Source organism: Corynebacterium sp. AOP40-9SA-29 (assembly GCF_052377405.1).
Classification (GTDB): domain Bacteria; phylum Actinomycetota; class Actinomycetes; order Mycobacteriales; family Mycobacteriaceae; genus Corynebacterium.
The window spans coordinates 133,552-151,282 of the sequence record NZ_JBQSWR010000007.1 but is presented as its reverse complement, the minus strand read 5'-3'; the positions used below and the strand labels follow the sequence as shown (position 1 = coordinate 151,282).

The 17,731-nt window shown below is 67.5% G+C and carries 17 protein-coding genes and 1 tRNA gene; 11 read left to right on the top strand and 7 right to left on the bottom strand.

What is annotated here, in order from left to right:
* Positions 1 to 25 precede the first annotated feature (25 nt).
* Together ACT3SZ_RS13105 and ACT3SZ_RS13100 are read left to right on the top strand one after the other, a co-directional pair.
* A complete protein-coding gene (locus ACT3SZ_RS13105) occupies positions 26 to 2,575 on the top strand; it encodes an ABC transporter ATP-binding protein/permease (RefSeq protein WP_444619290.1) in 2,550 nt (849 codons plus the stop codon).
* Positions 2,575 to 4,281: an ABC transporter ATP-binding protein gene (locus ACT3SZ_RS13100; RefSeq protein WP_444619288.1), complete on the top strand. Its 1,707-nt coding sequence runs from the start codon at positions 2,575 to 2,577 to the stop codon at positions 4,279 to 4,281. The genes ACT3SZ_RS13105 and ACT3SZ_RS13100 overlap by 1 nt, the downstream gene beginning before the upstream one ends.
* On the opposite strand, the gene ACT3SZ_RS13095 is transcribed toward ACT3SZ_RS13100, so the two are convergent.
* From ACT3SZ_RS13095 to ACT3SZ_RS13085, 3 genes are all read right to left on the bottom strand, one after another.
* On the bottom strand, positions 4,278 to 4,787 hold the full coding sequence (locus ACT3SZ_RS13095; protein WP_444619286.1) for a GNAT family N-acetyltransferase: 510 nt from the start codon (positions 4,785 to 4,787) through the stop codon (positions 4,278 to 4,280). The genes ACT3SZ_RS13100 and ACT3SZ_RS13095 overlap by 4 nt on opposite strands.
* A 10-nt stretch (positions 4,788 to 4,797) precedes the next feature.
* Positions 4,798 to 5,205, bottom strand: coding sequence for a hypothetical protein (locus ACT3SZ_RS13090; protein WP_444619284.1), 408 nt, complete (start codon positions 5,203 to 5,205; stop codon positions 4,798 to 4,800).
* 92 nt (positions 5,206 to 5,297) lie between these two features.
* Positions 5,298 to 7,043, bottom strand: a complete 1,746-nt coding sequence (locus tag ACT3SZ_RS13085; RefSeq protein WP_444619282.1) for a dihydroxyacetone kinase family protein — start codon at positions 7,041 to 7,043, stop codon at positions 5,298 to 5,300.
* Positions 7,044 to 7,141: 98 nt separating this feature from the next.
* On the opposite strand from ACT3SZ_RS13085, the gene ACT3SZ_RS13080 reads away from it, so the two are divergent.
* Positions 7,142 to 8,272 carry a glycerol dehydrogenase gene (locus tag ACT3SZ_RS13080; protein WP_444619280.1) on the top strand — a complete coding sequence of 377 codons (1,131 nt, stop codon included), beginning with the start codon at positions 7,142 to 7,144 and terminating at the stop codon, positions 8,270 to 8,272.
* Here ACT3SZ_RS13080 and ACT3SZ_RS13075 read toward each other — a convergent pair.
* Positions 8,233 to 9,333 (bottom strand): DUF418 domain-containing protein, encoded by a 1,101-nt coding sequence (locus ACT3SZ_RS13075; RefSeq protein WP_444619278.1) that lies wholly within the window; start codon positions 9,331 to 9,333, stop codon positions 8,233 to 8,235. The two genes, ACT3SZ_RS13080 and ACT3SZ_RS13075, sit on opposite strands and share 40 nt — an antisense overlap.
* Before the next feature lie 151 nt (positions 9,334 to 9,484).
* Here ACT3SZ_RS13075 and ACT3SZ_RS13070 point away from each other — a divergent pair, with 151 nt between their 5' ends.
* The 3 genes from ACT3SZ_RS13070 to ACT3SZ_RS13060 all read left to right on the top strand — a co-directional run bounded on the left by ACT3SZ_RS13070 (position 9,485) and on the right by ACT3SZ_RS13060 (position 12,923).
* A complete protein-coding gene (locus ACT3SZ_RS13070) occupies positions 9,485 to 10,201 on the top strand; it encodes an LppP/LprE family lipoprotein (protein WP_444619277.1) in 717 nt (238 codons plus the stop codon).
* Positions 10,202 to 10,235: 34 nt separating this feature from the next.
* A complete protein-coding gene (locus ACT3SZ_RS13065) occupies positions 10,236 to 11,456 on the top strand; it encodes an MFS transporter (RefSeq protein WP_444619275.1) in 1,221 nt (406 codons plus the stop codon).
* A gap of 243 nt (positions 11,457 to 11,699) precedes the next feature.
* On the top strand, positions 11,700 to 12,923 hold the full coding sequence (locus ACT3SZ_RS13060; RefSeq protein ID WP_444619273.1) for an oxygenase MpaB family protein: 1,224 nt from the start codon (positions 11,700 to 11,702) through the stop codon (positions 12,921 to 12,923).
* Positions 12,924 to 13,023: 100 nt separating this feature from the next.
* Here ACT3SZ_RS13060 and ACT3SZ_RS13055 read toward each other — a convergent pair whose 3' ends face one another.
* Complete coding sequence (locus ACT3SZ_RS13055) at positions 13,024 to 13,209, bottom strand: hypothetical protein (protein ID WP_444619372.1); 186 nt, start codon at positions 13,207 to 13,209, stop codon at positions 13,024 to 13,026.
* Here ACT3SZ_RS13055 and ACT3SZ_RS13050 point away from each other — a divergent pair.
* The 3 genes from ACT3SZ_RS13050 (at position 13,156) to ACT3SZ_RS13040 (ending at position 14,426) form a co-directional block, all read left to right on the top strand.
* Positions 13,156 to 13,602, top strand: coding sequence for a helix-turn-helix domain-containing protein (locus ACT3SZ_RS13050; RefSeq protein ID WP_444619271.1), 447 nt, complete (start codon positions 13,156 to 13,158; stop codon positions 13,600 to 13,602). The two genes, ACT3SZ_RS13055 and ACT3SZ_RS13050, sit on opposite strands and share 54 nt — an antisense overlap.
* A complete protein-coding gene (locus ACT3SZ_RS13045; RefSeq protein WP_444619269.1) occupies positions 13,575 to 14,000 on the top strand; it encodes an ImmA/IrrE family metallo-endopeptidase in 426 nt (141 codons plus the stop codon). Before ACT3SZ_RS13050 ends, ACT3SZ_RS13045 begins: the two co-directional genes overlap by 28 nt.
* A gap of 126 nt (positions 14,001 to 14,126) precedes the next feature.
* The gene (locus tag ACT3SZ_RS13040) at positions 14,127 to 14,426 is read left to right on the top strand and encodes a hypothetical protein (RefSeq protein ID WP_444619267.1); all 300 of its coding nucleotides are present in this window, start codon (positions 14,127 to 14,129) and stop codon (positions 14,424 to 14,426) included.
* A gap of 180 nt (positions 14,427 to 14,606) precedes the next feature.
* Here the strand turns inward: ACT3SZ_RS13040 and ACT3SZ_RS13035 are convergent, their stop codons facing one another.
* Positions 14,607 to 15,308 (bottom strand): hypothetical protein, encoded by a 702-nt coding sequence (locus tag ACT3SZ_RS13035; protein WP_444619265.1) that lies wholly within the window; start codon positions 15,306 to 15,308, stop codon positions 14,607 to 14,609.
* A 99-nt stretch (positions 15,309 to 15,407) separates the two neighbouring features.
* A tRNA-Thr gene (locus tag ACT3SZ_RS13030) sits at positions 15,408 to 15,480 on the bottom strand.
* Positions 15,481 to 15,754: 274 nt separating this feature from the next.
* Here ACT3SZ_RS13030 and thrE point away from each other — a divergent pair.
* Both thrE and ACT3SZ_RS13020 read left to right on the top strand, forming a co-directional pair.
* Complete coding sequence (gene thrE, locus ACT3SZ_RS13025; RefSeq protein WP_444619364.1) at positions 15,755 to 17,293, top strand: threonine/serine exporter ThrE; 1,539 nt, start codon at positions 15,755 to 15,757, stop codon at positions 17,291 to 17,293.
* 52 nt (positions 17,294 to 17,345) lie between these two features.
* Entirely contained in the window at positions 17,346 to 17,702 is a 357-nt protein-coding gene (locus ACT3SZ_RS13020; RefSeq protein WP_444619263.1) for a hypothetical protein, read from the top strand.
* The last annotated feature ends 29 nt before the right edge of the window (positions 17,703 to 17,731 follow it).

Below are 17,731 nucleotides of genomic sequence, written 5' to 3'. Positions count from 1 at the left end.
CATCTCACTTAAAGGAGGCTGTACCGTGAGCAGAGGTTTCCAGGGGGCCGTGCTGCGTGGGCTCGGCGCCAAGGACCACGTCCTGACCGTGACCAGCACCGAATGGCGCACCAGCACCATGGTGCGGGTCCACTTCCACTCCGATACGATCCTGTCGTCGGACGGCGAGGCACCGGCCGCGTGGATGCGCGCCTGGTTCCCCGACCCGGACGGCGGGTCGAAGCAGTTCCAACGCGGCTACACCTTCGCCGCCGCCGACCCGGCCGCCAGCACCCTGGCCATGGACTTCGTGATCCACCACCCCATGGGCCCGGCGTCCTGGTGGGCGCAGAACTGCACCGCCGGCGACACTCTCGTCGCCACCCGGTTCGGCGAGCAGGACTTCGAACTGCTCGACCCCGCACCGCGGGGGTACCTCCTACTCGGGGACCTGGCGTCCTACCCGGCGATCACCCAGATCGCCGCCGCCGTGCCCGCCGACGTCCCCGTGGTGGTCTACCTGGAGAAGCACCATGACAGCGATACCGAGGCGCCGCTGCCGCAGGGCCCGAACATCACTGCCGCGTGGGTCGACGAACTGCCCGAGGGCCGCGCACTCGCGCAGGCCATCGATGGCGGCGACTGGGACGGCTGGTACGCCTGGGTCACCGGTGAGGTGACCGCCACCCGCCACGCCCGGACCGTCCTGCAGCGTGAACACAATCTGAACAAGGCCACGCTGCACGCCCAGGGCTACTGGGCCGCCGGGCGCGCGATGGGCAAATCGCGGGTCCTGGAGGAGATGGAGGCCGAACGCGCCGAGGCCGAACACACGGAGGAGAGCGGGCAGGCTGAAGACTCTGAACCCACGCCGTCCGCCGGTGTGCTCGCCCCGGCGCGCACCCCGATGATCATCGCCGGAGTGATCCAGGCTCTACTGTCGGTGCTGGGCATCGTGCCCTTCATCCTCTTCGCCGAGCTCTGCCGCCAGTTCCTCGACGATGCCGGACGCGACCAGATGCTGTCCACCGGGGTCGCCGCCCTGGTGGTGATGGGTGTCTCCGCACTCGGCACCACGCTGCTGATGCTGGCCATGCACTTTTACGACGCCACCTACTCCGCCGCGCTGCGCCGACGGCTCATGGACAAACTCGCCCGCCTGCCACTGGGATGGTTCACCCACCGGCAGTCCTCGGAGGTCCGCAAGCTCGTGGCCGACGACGTCGCCGGCATGCACTACATCGTCACCCACGCGGTCCCCGACCTCGTCGGCGCGGTGGTCACACCCCTGGCCGCACTGGTCTACCTCTTCACCGTCGACTGGCGGCTGGGCCTGGTGCTGCTGCTGCCGATCGCCGCGTTCATCACGGTGATGGTCACCATCCAGCGCAAGGAACGCGACCGGGTGGTGATCGCCCAGCGCAATATCTCCACAGTCACCGGCCAGGCGCAAAGCTTCATCGCCCAGCGGGAGGTCTCCCAGGTCTTCGGGGACAGCAGCGTAGTCGACCTGCCCGGCACCCTGCGCGGCGTCGGTGCCTTCGTCGACAAACTCCAGAAAGACACCGGTGCGGCGAAGATCATGGCAGTGATGATCAACCGCCCCACCACGGTGCTCGGCCTGCTGGTCGTGGCCGCCTGGCTACTGATGCTGCCCGGCTGGGTCAGCGTGGCCGACGCCATCCCGTTCCTGGTGCTCGGGCCGTCCTTCGGCGCCCAGCTCGTGGCGATCACCGGTGGCATCGGCGGACTACTGGTCTCCCTCGATGGCCGCGCGGGCCTCGACCTGGCGCTGACCACCCCGGAACTGCCCGGCCCGGCCGACCGCCGCGCACCGGCCGGCCACGTGGTCCTCGACCGCGTCCGCTTCGGCTACACCCCGGATCGCGACGTTCTCACGGACTTCTCCCTCGCTCTGGAGCCCGGCACGGTCACCGCCGTCGTCGGGCCGTCCGGCGCCGGAAAGTCCACGGTCGGCGCGCTGCTCGCCCGCCTATGGGACCCGCTGGACGGCTCGGTCAGCATCGACGGCACCGACGTGCGCGACCTCACGCAGGACGAGCTCTACGCCAAGGTCACCATCCTGCTGCAGGACGTGCAGCTCATCCACACCAGCATCCGCGACAACATCGCGCTCACCTCCCCGGACGCCACCGACGAGCAGGTCATCGCCGCCGCCGAGGCGGCGAACATCCACGACACCATCACCGCGCTGCCTGAGGGCTACGACACCGTGGTCGACTCCGACCGGCTCTCCGGCGGCGAACGCCAGCGCATCGGCATCGCCCGCGCCCTGCTCGCCGACACCCCCGTCATCGTGCTCGACGAGGCCACCGCCTCGGCCGACCCGGACAGCGAGTGGGCCATCCTCACCGCGCTCGACCGCCTGCTCGCCGGGAAGACGGTGCTGATGATCGCCCACCGGCTGCACACCATCGCCGATGCCGACCGCATCGTGGTCATGGACCACGGGCGCGTGGTGGAGGCAGGACGCCACGAGCAGCTCCTCGCCGACGGCGGTGCCTACGCCGCGCTGTGGGACGCCCACGAGAACGCCGGCAACCTGACCGGCCTGACCGGAAAGGAGTCGCGCTGATGCTCACGAAGATCCGCACCATCAGCGGCGGCGGCCGTGACCTCCGCCTGTTCATCCTGTTCACGATCGTCTCCTCAGTCATCCAGGCGGCAGCGGTGATCGTGCTCTACCCCCTGCTCGACGACCTCTTCGGCGGCACCCCGGCCGATGCCTGGCCGTGGGTGCTTCTCATGGTCGCGCTCATCGCCGCCGCGTGGGGGATCGACATCCTCGCCGCCCACAAGGGCCTGGCCGTGGGGCTGTCCTTGATGCACTCGATCCAACGACACACCCCCGGCGCGGTCCTGTCCTGGCCGACGCCGGTGATCACCACGGCGAAGGCGGCCCGGCTGCGCAGCCTGCTGGCCACCGGGGCGAACGAGGTCACATCCGCCCCGGTGCTGCTGGTCGGCCCGCTGGTCACCGCGGTGGTGTTCACCTTCGCCCTCGGCGTGGGCCTGGCGTTCTTCACTGTCCCGGCAGCCCTGGTCACCGTGGCCGGAGGTGTGCTGATGATGCTCGCGCTGCTGGCGTCCAGCCGCATGGTCACCCGCGCCGACGAGGAGTTCACCGCCGCGAACGAGAACCTCGACGACCGGCTCACCGACTACGCCCACGCCCAGCCGTCACTGCGCACCGCACGGCAGGTCTCCGCAGGTGCCCGTCTGGTGGACGACACCCTGATCGACGCGCGCGGCCGGAGCCTGCGCCTGCTGTTCTGGCAGGTCCCCGGCGAGATTCTGTTCAGCCTGGTGCTGCAGGCCGTGCTCATCGGCTACGGGGTCACCGTGTGGCTGGCCTTCGATGCCGGCACCTTGGGTGCCGTGTCCGCCGCCGTGACGGTGATCGTGATGCTGCGCGTCGTCGAGCAGGTCACGGGGGTATCGCGGTTGGCCGTGGGCCTGCGCTCTCTGGACCGCACCCTTACCGAGGCCGTCGAGGTCGTCACCGCGCCGGACGTCGTGCCGGCACATCCCGCCCCGGTCGCGCCACACATCGAGGTGTCAGACGTCGACGTGCGCTTCCCCGACGGCACCACGGGGTTGTCCGGGGCATCACTGGAACTCACCCCGGGCACGGTCACCGTGGTCGTCGGACGCTCCGGATCGGGCAAGACCACCCTGCTGCGCACCCTCGCCGGGCTGGTGGAGCCGGCCGCGGGCAGCGTCACCCTCGACGGACGGGACGCCGACACTTCCGTCCTGCGCGGCAACGCCTCCGTCGTCTTCCAGCAGACCGCGCTGGGCGCGGGCACGGTGAAGGACAACCTGCTGGCCGTGAACCCGGATCTGAGCGACGCCGCGCTGGACCGGGTGGCCGATGCCGCCGGGCTGCGCGGCGTGCTGCAGGAAATCCCCACCGGGTGGGACACTCCCGTCGGTGAGCTGGGTAACCGGCTCTCCGGCGGTGAACGCCAACGCGTCGGCATCGCCCGCGCACTGGCTAAGCCCTCCCACGTCCTCCTCGTCGACGAGGCGACGTCGGCGCTGGACGCGCACAATGAGGCCGCGGTGGTCTCGTCGATCCGCACGGTGCGTCCGTACTACACCACCGTGGTCGTCACCCACCGCCCGGCCACGCTCGCCGTCGCCGACAAAGTGGTGGTCCTCGACGACGGACGCATCGTGGAGCAGGGAACCCCGTCCGAACTCGCCGCCGCCGATGGCGCGTACGCCCGGCTCGTGGCCGAGTGGGACGCCTCGGCGTCCTGGCGGGTGCGGGGCTAGAGGATGACCTGCATCAGCGTCATGTCGAGCCACCGGTCGAACTTGGTGCCGACCTGACGCACGGTGCCGCACTCCTGGAAACCGACCTTGGCGTGCAGTTTCAACGAGGCGGTATTGCCACCCTCGATCGCGGCCACCATCACGTGCTTGCCGGCCTCCCGGGCGTCGGCCACCAGCGCCTGCAGCAGGGCGGTGCCCACTCCCCCGGCGCGGCGCGTGCCGTCGACGTAGATGGAGTTCTCCACGGTATGGCGGAATCCGTCGTAGTGACGGAACTCCCCGTAGGTCGCATAGCCCAGCACCGCGCCGTCCTGTTCGGCGACGATGGCCCGGGTACCGGGCTGCTGATAGCTGCGCAGCCAGGCCAGGCGGTTGTCCTCGTCGACGACCTCGTCATTCCACACCGCGACGGTGGTGCGCACGGCATCGTTGTAGATGGCGGTGATCGTGGGGATATCCGACTCGGCGGCCGGGCGGATGGTGATCCGGGTGTTGGGCTCAGTCACGCCGACGAGACTACTTGGACTTCTTCGGCGAGGCGATCAGGGCGCCGGCGATGGCGGCGATGAAGAGGTCCTTCGACAGGCCGGTGCCGGCCTCGGACGGGCGGATGCCGTCCTTCTGGGTCATCTGGTCATTGCGGAAGTAGATCGACAGGAAGCCGGCGTTGATCGCGCCGAGGGCCAGGCCAGCCACGCGGTTGGAGACCACGGGGGTCAGCAGGGACGCGGCGACGCCGATCTCGGACCAGGAGACGACCTTGCCGAAGACACCCGGCTCGAGGCTGGAGACCTGCGGGACGCCGGTGGCGGCGAACTGCTGCAGACCGCTGGCGGCCTCGGCGGGCATACCGAGCTTGCCGATGCCGGACTGCAGGAAGTACGCGCCGCTGACGCCGCGCAGGATGGTGGTGGACAGGCTCATGGGGTAAGTCCTTACTTCTTCTTGGTGTGCGTGCAGGTCAACCATGTAGTTGATCTGACAACTTCTTCGTCGACGACTCTACTCCTCCGCGACTAGTGGAAGTCACTGACGTTGCCAGAGCCGCCGAAGATCCAGGACACCAGGATCGCACCGGGGTCCACCACACCCTGCGAAGCCTCGCCGACGTAACTCGCGCGGCCCTTCTTGGCGACCATCTCCCGGGTGCTTTCCGCGCCCTCGGCCGCGGCCGTGTGGCAGGCCTCCAGGACCGCGGCGAAATCGGAGGAGCCGTCCTGTGCCGACGACGCTGACGACGCTGCCGCCTCTGCGGCGGGGATCAGCGCATCGATCAAGGTGTTGTCGCCCTGCTGTGCCCCACCGAGGTCGGTGATCGCCCGGTGGGCAGCCTCCAGCCCCTCCGCCAGCCCGGCGACCGGGGAATCGGCGTCCTCCATCGCCTGGCCGAGCTCGCGGAACAGCGTGCCCAGCACCGCGCCGGACGTGCCGCCGGCACGGATGAGCAGGCGGTGGCCCAGTGCCTCGAGCACGCCGGCGTCCGGGCCGAGAAGCGGCAGGTCGACCCCACCGAAAGCGGCGTCCATGTTCTGCCCGAAGTCACCGTCGCCGGCCAACCGGTCGAGTTCGGTGAGGTCGTCGACGGAGCCCTGCACGCGGGCGACGAAGTCGCTGAGCCAGCGGTTCTCCTCCCCCGACTCCGGCAGGTCGTCGTCGAAACTGGTCACGGCGGGACGGTAGGACGCCGGTGCGTCCTGCCCGCCGAGCACCCGCGGCCAGCCCGGCGCGTCCGTGGCGGCGTCGAGCAGCTCCACGAGCTGCTCGGTGGCATCACCCACCGAGGTCAGCGTGAGCGACACCCCGGCCATGTTCACCGAGGTCACGTAGGTGCCGACCATGGCCCGGCGCACCACCACGCCCTTCTCGGCGAGCTGGCGCAGCACCTCGCCGAAGATCAGGTTCAGCTCCAGCGGGGCGGTCCCGCCCAGGCCGTTGACCAGGCACACGACCTCGGAGCCGTCCTCCAGCGAGAGCGAGCCGCCGATGCCGTCGATCAGCCGGGCGACGACCTCATCGGCGGTCTCCACGTCCACGCGGTCCACGCCGCGTTCGCCGTGAATGCCGACGCCGACCTCCATCTTGCCTTCGGGCAGGTCAAAGGTGTCGCGCCCGCTGGTCGGCAGGTGCCCGGGCGCGAGCGCCACGGCCATGCTGCGGGAACTGTCCGCCACCCATTGGCCGATATCGGCGACGCGGTCGAGGTCATCGCCGCGCTGCGCGGCGGCACCGACGGCCTTCTCCACGATGATCGTCGCGCCGGTACCGCGGCGTCCCGGGCCGTCCGAGGAACCGTCAGAGGAATCGGACGCGAGATCGGTGGCGACGTCGTCGTCGACGAGGACAACACGGGTGTCGACGTCGTCCAGCGCCTGGCGGGCGACGGTGAAGTTCATGACGTCGCCGGTGTAGTTCTTCACCACGTGCACCACGCCCGAACCCTGGTCAGCCCACCGGGTGGCCTCGGCGATCTGCACGGCGTTCGGGGAGGTGAACAGCAGCCCCGGACACACCGCGGCGAGCATGCCGGAGCCCAGGAAACCGGCGTGCATGGGCTCGTGGCCGGAGCCGCCGCCGGAGACCACGGCCACGGCCGGCTCACCGGCATCGGTGACCACCGCCGATGAGCGGGCGACGAAACCGCTGTCGTGCCACTCGGCGTCCGGGTGGGAGGCGATGAAGCCACCGAGGGCCTCGGGGAGGAAGTCCGCAGGATCGTTGCGGAAGGAGCGGAGGGGAACCTGCTGCGAGTGAGAGTCGGACATGCACGCCACTGTAGCCAAAGGTCACGGCCGCCACACTCGCCCGGAAGCGGGCCTAGGGTGGTGGCGAAAACCGAACCCCTCACAGGAGGAATGTCCCCATGACAGACAAAACGACAGACAAACTGTTCACCAGCCCGTCGCGCTACGTCCAGGGCATCGACCTGATCGACCGGGCCGCTGGCTACCTGCGCCCGCTGGGCACCTCCCCGCTGATCATCGCCGACGAGATCGTCTGGGGCATCGCCGGGGAGAAGCTGCAGGAGTCGCTCTCCGGGGATGGGCTGGACGCCGCCCACGAGATCTTCGGCGGCGAGGCCTCACTCAAGGAGATCGACCGGATCACCGAGAAGGCCCGCTCCGGCGGTAACGACGTGATCATCGGGCTCGGCGGCGGCAAGACCATCGACACCGCCCGCGCCGTCGCCGACCACGCCTCCCTGCCGGTCGCGGTGTTCCCCACCGCCGTGTCCGCCGACGCCCCGACCGCCCGGGTGTCGGTGATCTACACCGAGGACGGTGTCTTTGACTCCTACCTCTTCTACGACCGCAACCCCGACCTCATCGCCGTCGACACCCGGGTCATCGCCAACGCCCCGGTGCGCACCCTGCGCTCCGGCATCGGCGACGCCCTGGCCACCTCCATCGAGGCCCGTGCGGTGGACCGGGCGAACTCCCGACGCATGGACGACACCGCCCGGCCCACCCTGGCCGGCCTGGCCCTGGCGGAGAAGTGCGAGGAGACCCTCTTCGACTACGCCCACCAGGCACTGCGCGACAACGAGGCGCACGTGGTCAGCCGCGCGCTGGAGAACATCTGCGAGGCCAACACCCTGCTCTCCGGGCTGGGGTTCGAGAACGGCGGCCTGGCCGCGGTCCACGCCATCCACAACGGTTTCACCGCGCTGGACGGCGACATCCACCACATGACCCACGGTGAGAAGGTCGCCTTCGGCATCGGCGTGCAGCTGATGCTGGAAGGCGCTCCCGAGCCGGACGCCGACCGCTACATCGGCTTCCTGCAGTCCGTGGACCTGCCGACGACCCTGGAAGAGATCCACCTCGGCGACGCCGACGACGCCGACCTGCTGCGCATCGCCGAGCTCGCCTGCTCCGACGGCGAGACGCTCAAGCAGATGCCCGGCGAGTACTCCCCCACCGACGTCGTCCAGGCGATCAGGGCCGCCGACCTCTACGCCCGCGACCTTAAGGAGCGCACCTCCCGCTCCTGATCGTCGGTGGCCGGGTCTGGTTCCGGGGCCGGTTCCGTGCCCCGGCGCAGCGCGACCAGCTCCCACCTGGTCGCGCACCGCCACAGCCACTCCACCGGGCCGTAACGGAAGTACCGCAGCCACAGGGCGCTGGCCAGGACCTGGACCACCAGGATCGCCACGGTGGCCACCGGCAGCAGCCACAGATTGGTCAGCTCCACGTCCGGCGCCACGTGCAGCAGCACCTGCGCCAGGGCGGACGCACCGAGGTAGTTCGTCAGCGCAGTGCGTCCGAGTACGGCGAAGGGGGCGGTGAGCGCGGCACGCGCTGAAGAAGCAGCGAGCAGGCGCCAGACCAGCGACAGCCCGGTGACGATGGCAACGGCGGTGAACAACCCAGCGAAACCCGCCACCCGGTCGAGAACGTCCGGGTCCGGCAGCGTCGCAGCGTCCAACATGCCCTTCTGCACGACACTGAGCGCGACGCCCGCGGCAGCGGCGAGCACGAATACGACCGCGGCGAGCGTCCGGTCGCGGCTTCGCGTCGACTCCAGCCAGCCCGGCAGCCCATACTGGGCGGCGCCGAAACCGGCGACCATCAACGTGGCCGCGATCAGCGGACTGTTGCCCCACATCCAGTAGGCCACCAGCGTGCCGAGCACCCCGGCGGCGAGCACGGGGCCGCGGGGCAGGAACATCGCCGGCACCACCAGCACCAGCGCGATGATCGCGTACATGGTGAGGATATCGCCGCTGTACAGCAGGAACAGGTTCAGCAGTCCGAGGGGCAGCAGCGTGGCGAAGCGTCGCACCATCAGCCAGCGTGCCGAGCGCACGGTGGTGCGCCGCGCCGAGGAGCTGTACAGCAGCCAGGCACTCACACCGAAGAGGAAAGCGAAGATCGGCACGAACCGTCCCTGGATCGCCACATCGTAGAAGCGCAGGACGGGGTGATGCAGGTCGGCGTGCTCCGTCCAGCGGTAAAGCAGGTCACGCAGGTTGACGAAGAGGATGCCGCACAAGGCAACGCCGCGCAGCACGTCCAGGAAGGCGTAGCGGGTGGGTGCGTTCGGGGTGGTCACCGGGGTTTCTCCTGAAGAGGTGATGATTGCTGACTCTATGGAGACTATGTCCGCCGGTGGCGTGTCCACATCGGCCCCAGGTCTGAACATCAGCTCCTCGGCGCGCGGCCGACTCCGCCCACGGTATGACTGACGCGATACCCTGGCGGCCATGGATTCCCGCAGTCGTGCCCGTGCCCGTTCCCTCGCGGCCGTCGTCGCCGTCCCCGCGGCAGCGGCCGTGCTCCTGGCGGGCTGCTCGCAGCAGGACGACCCGGCGACCGTGACCGAGACGGCGGTGCACACCGCGACGTCGACGGTGACCGGCTCGCCGACGGAGACGGCGGCCGAGACTCCGACCGAGACTGAGACGGAGACGACGACTTCGTCGAGTACTGCCGCACCGGATTGTGAGGAAGACTCGGGTGATAACCCGCTGACCGGCGACGATCCGCTGCCGGTGCGTTTCGCCGGCGAGGATACAGACGACTCAGGCGTCTACTTCCACTACACCGTCTCCGAGGACGAGATGGACGCCTGCCAACCGCTGTCGTGGGTAGTGCTCAACGGCGGCAACGGGACGCAGGACAACTCGAATGGCACGGCCGGCAGCAGCAACCAGACCGTCGCCCTGTTCGCCGATGGTGAGCTGGTGACCGAGCCCGCACCGATCCTGGCGAGGTATATCGAGTCGGTGGACCGCATCGACGACAGCACCGTGCAGGTCAATTACGAGTTCCTGGGCGACCAACCGGCCGCCGCCAACGAGACGGTGTCCGGCTCGGCGACATTCCACTGGGACGGCTCCGAGGTGCAGGTCAGCGACAACTCGATCCCGACCGAGCTCAATGAGTCGGCGGAGACACTGGACCTGTCCTCGCTGGCGTAGGCCGCTGGGGTAGTTAGCTGTAGAGTTCGCCGCAATGTCTCCCACCCCCACCGACCGGCGCGCCCGCCGGGCCGTCGCCGCGCTGTTCCTGACCAATGGCGCGGTGCTCGCCAACCTCATCCCCCGCTACCCGGAGATCAAGGCCGAACTGGGGATGAGCAATGCCATCTACGGTCTCGCCGTCATCGCTTTCCCGGTCGGCGCGATCATCGCCGGGCTGGCCGCGGCCCCGCTGATCCGACGGTTCGGCTCGGCCCGCGTCGCGGTCGCCGGCACGATGGGCACCGCCCTGGGCGTGCTTGGTGCCGGTGCGTCCCCCACGCTCTGGATGTTCGTCGCCGGCCTCCTCGTCGGCGGGGCGATGGACGCCGTCACCGACGTTGCCCAGAACGACCACGGCCTGCAGGTTCAGCGCCGCTACGGCCGCACGATCATCAACTCCTTCCACGCGATCTGGTCGCTCGGGGCGGTGCTCGGCGGGGCGATGGCGGCGGCGGCCATCGCCGTGGACCTGCCACGTCAGATCCATCTCGGCCTGTCTGCCGTGGTGTTCTCCCTGGTGGCGATCGTCGCGCTGCGCTTCTGCCTTCCTGCTACCGACTCTGGTCCGGATGCTGCTCCGAACGCTGCGTCCGCCGATGCCACCCACGAGTCCGCGGGGCCGGATGCTGCGCGCCGAGGTCCACTGACCGGCCACCTGGTCGTGGTGCTCAGCGCCCTGGTCATCATCGCCATCGCCGGCTCACTCGTCGAGGACGCCGGCATGTCCTGGGCGTCGCTGTACATCACCTCCCTCGACGCTCCCGGTTCGGTCGCCGCGGCGGGATACGTGGCGCTGGTCGCCGCGCAGTTCGTAGGACGCATCCTCGGCGACGGCATGGTCGACCGCCTAGGTCAACGCACCGTGGCGCGTCTCGGCGGCGCGGTGGCGGCGGTGGGAATGGGCCTCGCGCTGGCGTTCCCCACGGTCCCGGGCACGATCATGGGCTTCGCCGCCGCCGGTTTCGGCGTCGCCACGTTGATCCCGGCGGCGATGCAGACCGCCGATGAACTGCCCGGGCTGCGCCCCGGCACCGGACTCACCGTCGTGTCCTGGCTGATGAGGCTCGGGTTCGTGGCCTCGCCTCCGCTCGTCGGACTGGTGGCGGACGCCGCGGGCCTGCGCGTGGGTCTGCTGGTGATCCCCCTCGCCGGGGTCATCGTCATCGCCCTGTCCGGGGTACTGCGCCGACGCCAGATGGCTCAGAGCGACTAACCTCACGCGTCGGTTAGGCGTCCGCTTTCCCAGTACCCCACGGAAATGTTGGTCGTCACTCGCCGGACCAACGATTTCGTGGGGTCATAGGACGAGGTGGGACGGGCCTGAACCCCCACCGTTCGACTCCATCCCCCGACAGGCGCGCTCTTGTTGACCATTTCACTTCCAAGACGAATCCCCTTCGACTAACCTTGTGTGACACACGATACATTTTTGCGCTACTTGCCGAAGGAGATCACCATGTCCTGCCCCTTTACCGGCGACGAGAACAACACTCTCGGCCTGGCCGAGGCATCGATCCCCGGTGCCGCCGCTGACGATCAGAAGTCGGATTCCACCAGCTCGAAGGCATTCCGCCGTGGTGGAAAAGACGACAAGATCACCCGCGCCGACGAAGGCTGGTTCGGCCCCGGCTCTGTCGCCTGGAAGGTCTGGCTCTACCCGACGGCCGCGCTGCAGGGCTTCGCCCGCGCCGTGACCATCGAGCACCTGGATCCGGACCTGGTTGCCGCCGTCGATGCGTCCGGCCAGGTGTACAAGCGCACGCCGGCCCGGTACGACCGCACGATGGAGTACTTCGTGTCCTGGATGACCGCGGACTCCCAGACCGTGATCCGGATGGCGGACATCCTGATGAAGGTCCACGACCGCTCGTACGGCGTGAACCCGGTGACCGGCAACAACTACGAGGCCAACAAGCCGGAGTCACAGCTCTGGATCCACGTGACCGCCTGGCACTCGATCCTCTACGTGTACGAGACGTTCGGCCCCGGAAAACTCTCCCGGGACGAGGAGAACGAGTACTGGTCGCAGATGGTCACCGCGGCCGCCACACAGCCCATCCGCCAGGAAGATGTACCGCGCACCCGCGGCGAGGTGCAGAAGTACCTCGATGACTGGCGGGAGAAGCTGTCAGCCTCCGAGGCGGCGATCCGTAACGTCGACGTCATCCTCGATGGCTTCGTCACCATTGAGCCTGACCTGCCGAAGTGGCTGCAGAAACTCGGTCGCCCGCTGCTGCGCACGAGCATCATCGCAACGTACCCGCGGTGGATGCGCCCGATGCTCGGCGTGAAACAGTCCCGGCTCATGGACACCCTGTCGATCGCCGCCTGGAAACCGATCTACAAGGTGCTCGCCGCACAGCCCAAGCTTTTCCTGTGGCTGATCAAGCGCATCTGCCCGCGGGCGTTGCGCTACTACGAGCCCGCTCTGCTGAACATCCCCGCCGAAAGCCCCCGGGTGCTGAGCCCGGAGGTTTCCCGCCGGATGTACGGCAATCCGCTGACCCCGTTGGAGCAGCGCGAGGAGCTACTGAAGAAGCGGCAGGAAGGCACGGGCCAGAAGGCCTACGACCACAACCACACCGACCAGATCCTGGAGTTCCGGGCAGCGGACGCTCCGGAAACCGCCGAAGAAGCGCTCGACAGCACCAAAGCATATGAGGTGCACAAGGCCGGCTAAACACCTCAGCTAGGAATGACCCCCGCTACGCAGGACCGTAGCGGGGGTTTCCTGACTTCCCGGCGATCTGGCTTGGTCCGATCACCCCGCACCATGAGTTCTATCCCGAGACTTTCTGCTCTCCCGAGACCACGGCATTTTCCTTCGCCATAGACACTGTCCGACCAGGGATCAGGAACATCAACGCCCAGATCACCACACCGGTCAGCGCCGTTCCCAGGGCCATACCCAGATGAACAGCGGTATCGAACAGGCCGGAGGCAGCCCCGGCATTCGCGTGCTCCACGTTCCGCGGCACCAGATCCGCCAACGGCCCACTGAGCGCGCCGAAAGAACAGCTCAGCCTGCCACCGTGCGATCGCCAGCAGAAACACCACCACCTCGGCGAGAGCCAACAGCGCTGCTGCCTGCGGCAGACTTGGGTCTACGGCTCCGCGATACCCGCGAACGCCGAGGGTTTACCCAGGTCGACCTTGCGCAGTGGGTCCGCATCGACCGCACCATACTCAACAAGATCGAGGCTGGAAGCCGAAAAGTAACGGCCCTTGAGCTGTCAGCAATAGCCGACTCTCTTGGCGTCCAGATGGCCTCCTTTTCCGCGATCCGATTTCCCCCATCGTGTCCCATCGGTCCTCCCAGGGGCCGGACACCGTGGACTCCAACGTCGATGACCTGCTGAATGAACTCGTGGAGGACGTCGAGCTTGTTCAACGACTCACGTCCTTGGCTGACGCCCCAGTCACACCCAACACGTGGGACAAACCAAGCACCGGCGCAGATTCCGAGAAGATGGCCGCCCGTATCCGACGCGAACTGAACGTCAATGCCCCCGTGACCGGGCTGGTCGACCGATTGGAGAACGTCAACTTCCTCGCCTTCTCGCGACCGCTGGGCGACGACACAGCCGACGGTGGAACCGTCCTACTGGAACGTGGTGGGGTAAGCATCATCAACTCCTCCCGGAAAGTGGGCCGCCGACGCCTCACTGCCGTGCACGAACTCTGCCACTTCTTAGTTGGCGACGACTACACCGTCGACTGGCGGGTAGCAGACAACACGGATCAAACAGAGGCTTGATTCGACTACACCGCACGCGCTGTCCTGCTGCCCGCGGCGGGGGTCACCGAGCTGTGGAACCGGACGCACGCCGCGTCCGGGGTTCGCACCGCGGCGGTGGTGGTGTCGAGTACCTACCGGGTGGGGATGTCCACCCTCGCACGACGCCTCCAGGATATGGACCACGTTGATCCGACGACAGCCGGAGACATCCGCTCTTTCCGGACGACCCAGGCAGACATCATCGAATTGGACCTCAACCCTGCCGACGAGTTGTCGAGGGTCACGCAGCCGCGGAAGTACCAGCAGGCGATTCTTCATCTGATCCGCGATGAGAGGATCAGCCGGGAACGTGGGCGGGAACTTCTGTGGGACCTGGTGGACGACGAAGACCTCCCCGAACCGCCGATCGAGGATGAGAGCGCTGCCTGGGAGTACGTCAGTTGAGCGAGGGCGGGCAACAGTAAGTGTTCGACACAGGCCCTCTGCGGCACTTCGCCTTGCGCGGGTAGCTGGGGGCGCTGAAACTCGCCGTCGTCGTTGACGGCTTGGTCACCGGCGGTTACAGATACACCACGCTAGAGGACGTAACCTTTCGGCCCCACGGGGCGACGGGCACGTGGGGGTTTACCCACGTGGGGAAAACTCGTTACCTGTCGTCCCCGGCCTGAACCAACCCAGGTAGTCGGCAAAGCGTACTACGGGACCGCGAGGGCTCAGGTAGTGGTTTGCACGTTCGGTGAGTTGACGTAGGTCTCGTGTGAGATCTTCACCAAAATCCCCGGGAAGTTCCTGTTCTACATCCTCGGTACGCCGTTGCTCGGAATCCACTTCACCTGCGGGATACAACCAATCGAAGGTGCCCAACGTTGCGTCCGCGTGTGCAACAGCGGATGCCATGCCACCAATCGTCTTTCGAAGTACGGGCAGAAACTCTCGCAGCTCGGGTCGCGATATGTCGATCTCTAGTTCTTCCAGGGCTATTTGAAGGTCAGCAATGTACAGCCGGTACCTCATCTCGTACCGGCGAAACCCCTCCTGAAGCTCACTGAAGTACTGAGGTGTGGCGTTAGCTGAGTTCGGTACCTTACCTGCATCGACCCCCTTCAGCATGAAGATATACTGATCCCGCTTTGCCTTGTTTGCATGATCGACTTCTTTCCGGTTAGTCAAGGCGAGTCTTACCGCTTTGACGAATTCGGAGACAGCCCTGCGCTGCCGCTCCTCGGATGAGTCAACACGGACCGCATGAGCCGAAATATAGGTCAGGACCGCTCCGATAATCGAGCCGATACCGACGCCCGACGCAAGGGACACGACGTCAGGCATGCCGACCAGCTCCGTTTCTTAGCGCGGGGAAAGATATCGACTTTGTATCAACCTCGGAGAGCCTGACTGGCCGGACATCTATAATCTCCCTGCTCAATGAGCTGGAGACGAGACTTGAACTCGCAACCTACGGTTTACAAGACCGTTGCGCTACCAATTGCGCCACTCCAGCGGAAACCGACGGCACCTAGCCCCGTCCTCGGTGTCTCCACCGGGTTTCAGCCGACGACTCTATCAGCAGCGCAGCCGCCTGATCGAATCCGGATCCTCTACCGTAGAGTGTGCCCGGTAGAAAAACGTCGACCACGGCAGACAGTGAGGAAGAGGGGTGCCGAGTGAACGGTGAGAGCACGGCCGGAACCAGCGCCGGAACGAACTCCGGGAGCAGCTCCGGCACTAGCGCCGGAAGCAGGGGCCTCACCGCCGTGAGGAACAAGATCTCGGCGATGCTGTTCAGCGGCAACCGGTCCACGATCGATACGATCCGCACCGCGCCGCCACCCTCGCCGCTGGCACCGGTCAACCTCACCGACTCCGCCCAGGTCCACCTGGTGATGGACACCGCTGCACGCATCGGCGACCTGCTGCTGTCCGCCGGCACCGGCAACACCGATGCCAAGGCCCAGGTCAAGGCCGTCACCTCGGCTTATGGCCTGTACGGCTGCCACGTGGACATCACCCTGAACACCATCACGATCTACTCGCCGTCCACGGACAGCACTACCCCGATGAGCTGCTTCCGGGTGGTGCACGCGCTCAACAGCGATTTCTCCCGGCTCACCGAGGTCGACCGGTTGATCCGCTCCATCGTCAACGGTGCCACCGAACTCGAGCTGACCCGCAAGATCCTCACCGACATCGAGACCAGTCCCCCGCCCTACCGCATCCGCTGGGCCACCCTGGCCTGGGGCGGCTTCGCCGGCGCGGTGGCCCTGATGCTCGGCGGTGAGCCGCTCGTGGCCCTGATCGCCACGATCACATCGATCATCATCATGGCCACGAACGTGTGGCTGGCGTCGAAGTCTCTACCGTTGTTCTTCCAGAACCTCACCGGCGGCATCATCGCCACGATCCCGGCCGCGCTCACGTTCAGCTTCGCCCGAGCCTTGAACCACTATCTGTCGCCGTCGTTGGTGATCGCCTCGTGCATCGTCGCCATGCTCGCCGGGTTGACACTGGTCCAGGCCCTGCAGGACGGGGTCACCGGCGCGCCGGTGACGTCCTCGGCACGGTTCTTCGAGACCGTGCTGATGACCGGTGGCATCATCTCCGGCATCGCCATGGGTCTCATGCTGACCAGCCGGCTGGGGGTCACCCTGCCGCCGATCGATACGTCCAGCACGCAGGGCACCTTCGGCGGTGCCGCGGTGCAGATCCTCGGCGGCGTCGGCGCCGCGCTGTTCTTCGCCATCGCGTCCTTCTGTGAACGACGCGCCCTGATCGTGGCCACGCTCACCGCGTTGGTGTCCTACTCGCTCTACCGGTTCCTGCAGGTGCAGCTCGGCACCGGCGACGTGACCGCCGCGGGCATCACCGCCACCTTCGTCGGCCTGGCCGGTGGTCTGCTCTCCCGCCGCTACCTCATCCCCCCGCAGATCACCGCCATCGTGGGCATCACCCCGCTGCTGCCCGGCCTGGCGCTGTACCGCGGCATGTACTCCATGCTGACCGACCAGTTCGTGGTCGGCATCTCGAACCTGGGTATCGCCCTGGCCACCGCCACCGCGCTGGCCGCCGGCGTGGTCCTCGGCGAGTGGGTGGCGCGGCGGCTGCGCCGTCCGCGCATCCTGTACCGCTACAACGACCTGCGGCGTCCTCCGGCACGCCGTTCGCGAGGACGCCGCCCCGGCGGCTCGGCGACCCCGCCGATACACTGGGGCGTCCTGCGCCAGCGGCGCCGCGGCACCCCCTGGTTGCCGGACCCCACCCGCTCGCATCAGCGCAAGAAGGACCGGGAAGGTGCGCCGGATGGTCAGGGGAGTTAAACTGAAGGCTTACGGGTCTCAGGCCGAACATCGTCTTGCAAGGGAGCAATAAGTGCCGCCGAAGGTCAGCGACAACCACACCACCAGCGCAGAGTCCCTGCACACCGTGGAGGAGGAGACCGCCAAGGCCGCGCAGCGCATCGTCGCCACCTACGCCGACGACTTCCTCGACGCCGCCACGCTGATGTGCATGCTCGGCGTGGAACCAGAGGGTCTCATCCACCGCAAGGTGGCCGCGGACGCCGCCGCCGAGGAGGAGGCCAAGAACCCCAAGCCCGCCAAGAAGACCACGGCGAAGAAGGCCACCAAGAAGACGGCCAAAAAGGCCCCGGCGAAGAAGGCCACCAAGAAGACCACGGCAAAGAAGGCGGCCACCTCCACCACCGCGAAGAAGGATTCCGGCGAGTAGTCTGTAGGTCACAGACATCCGAGAAGACC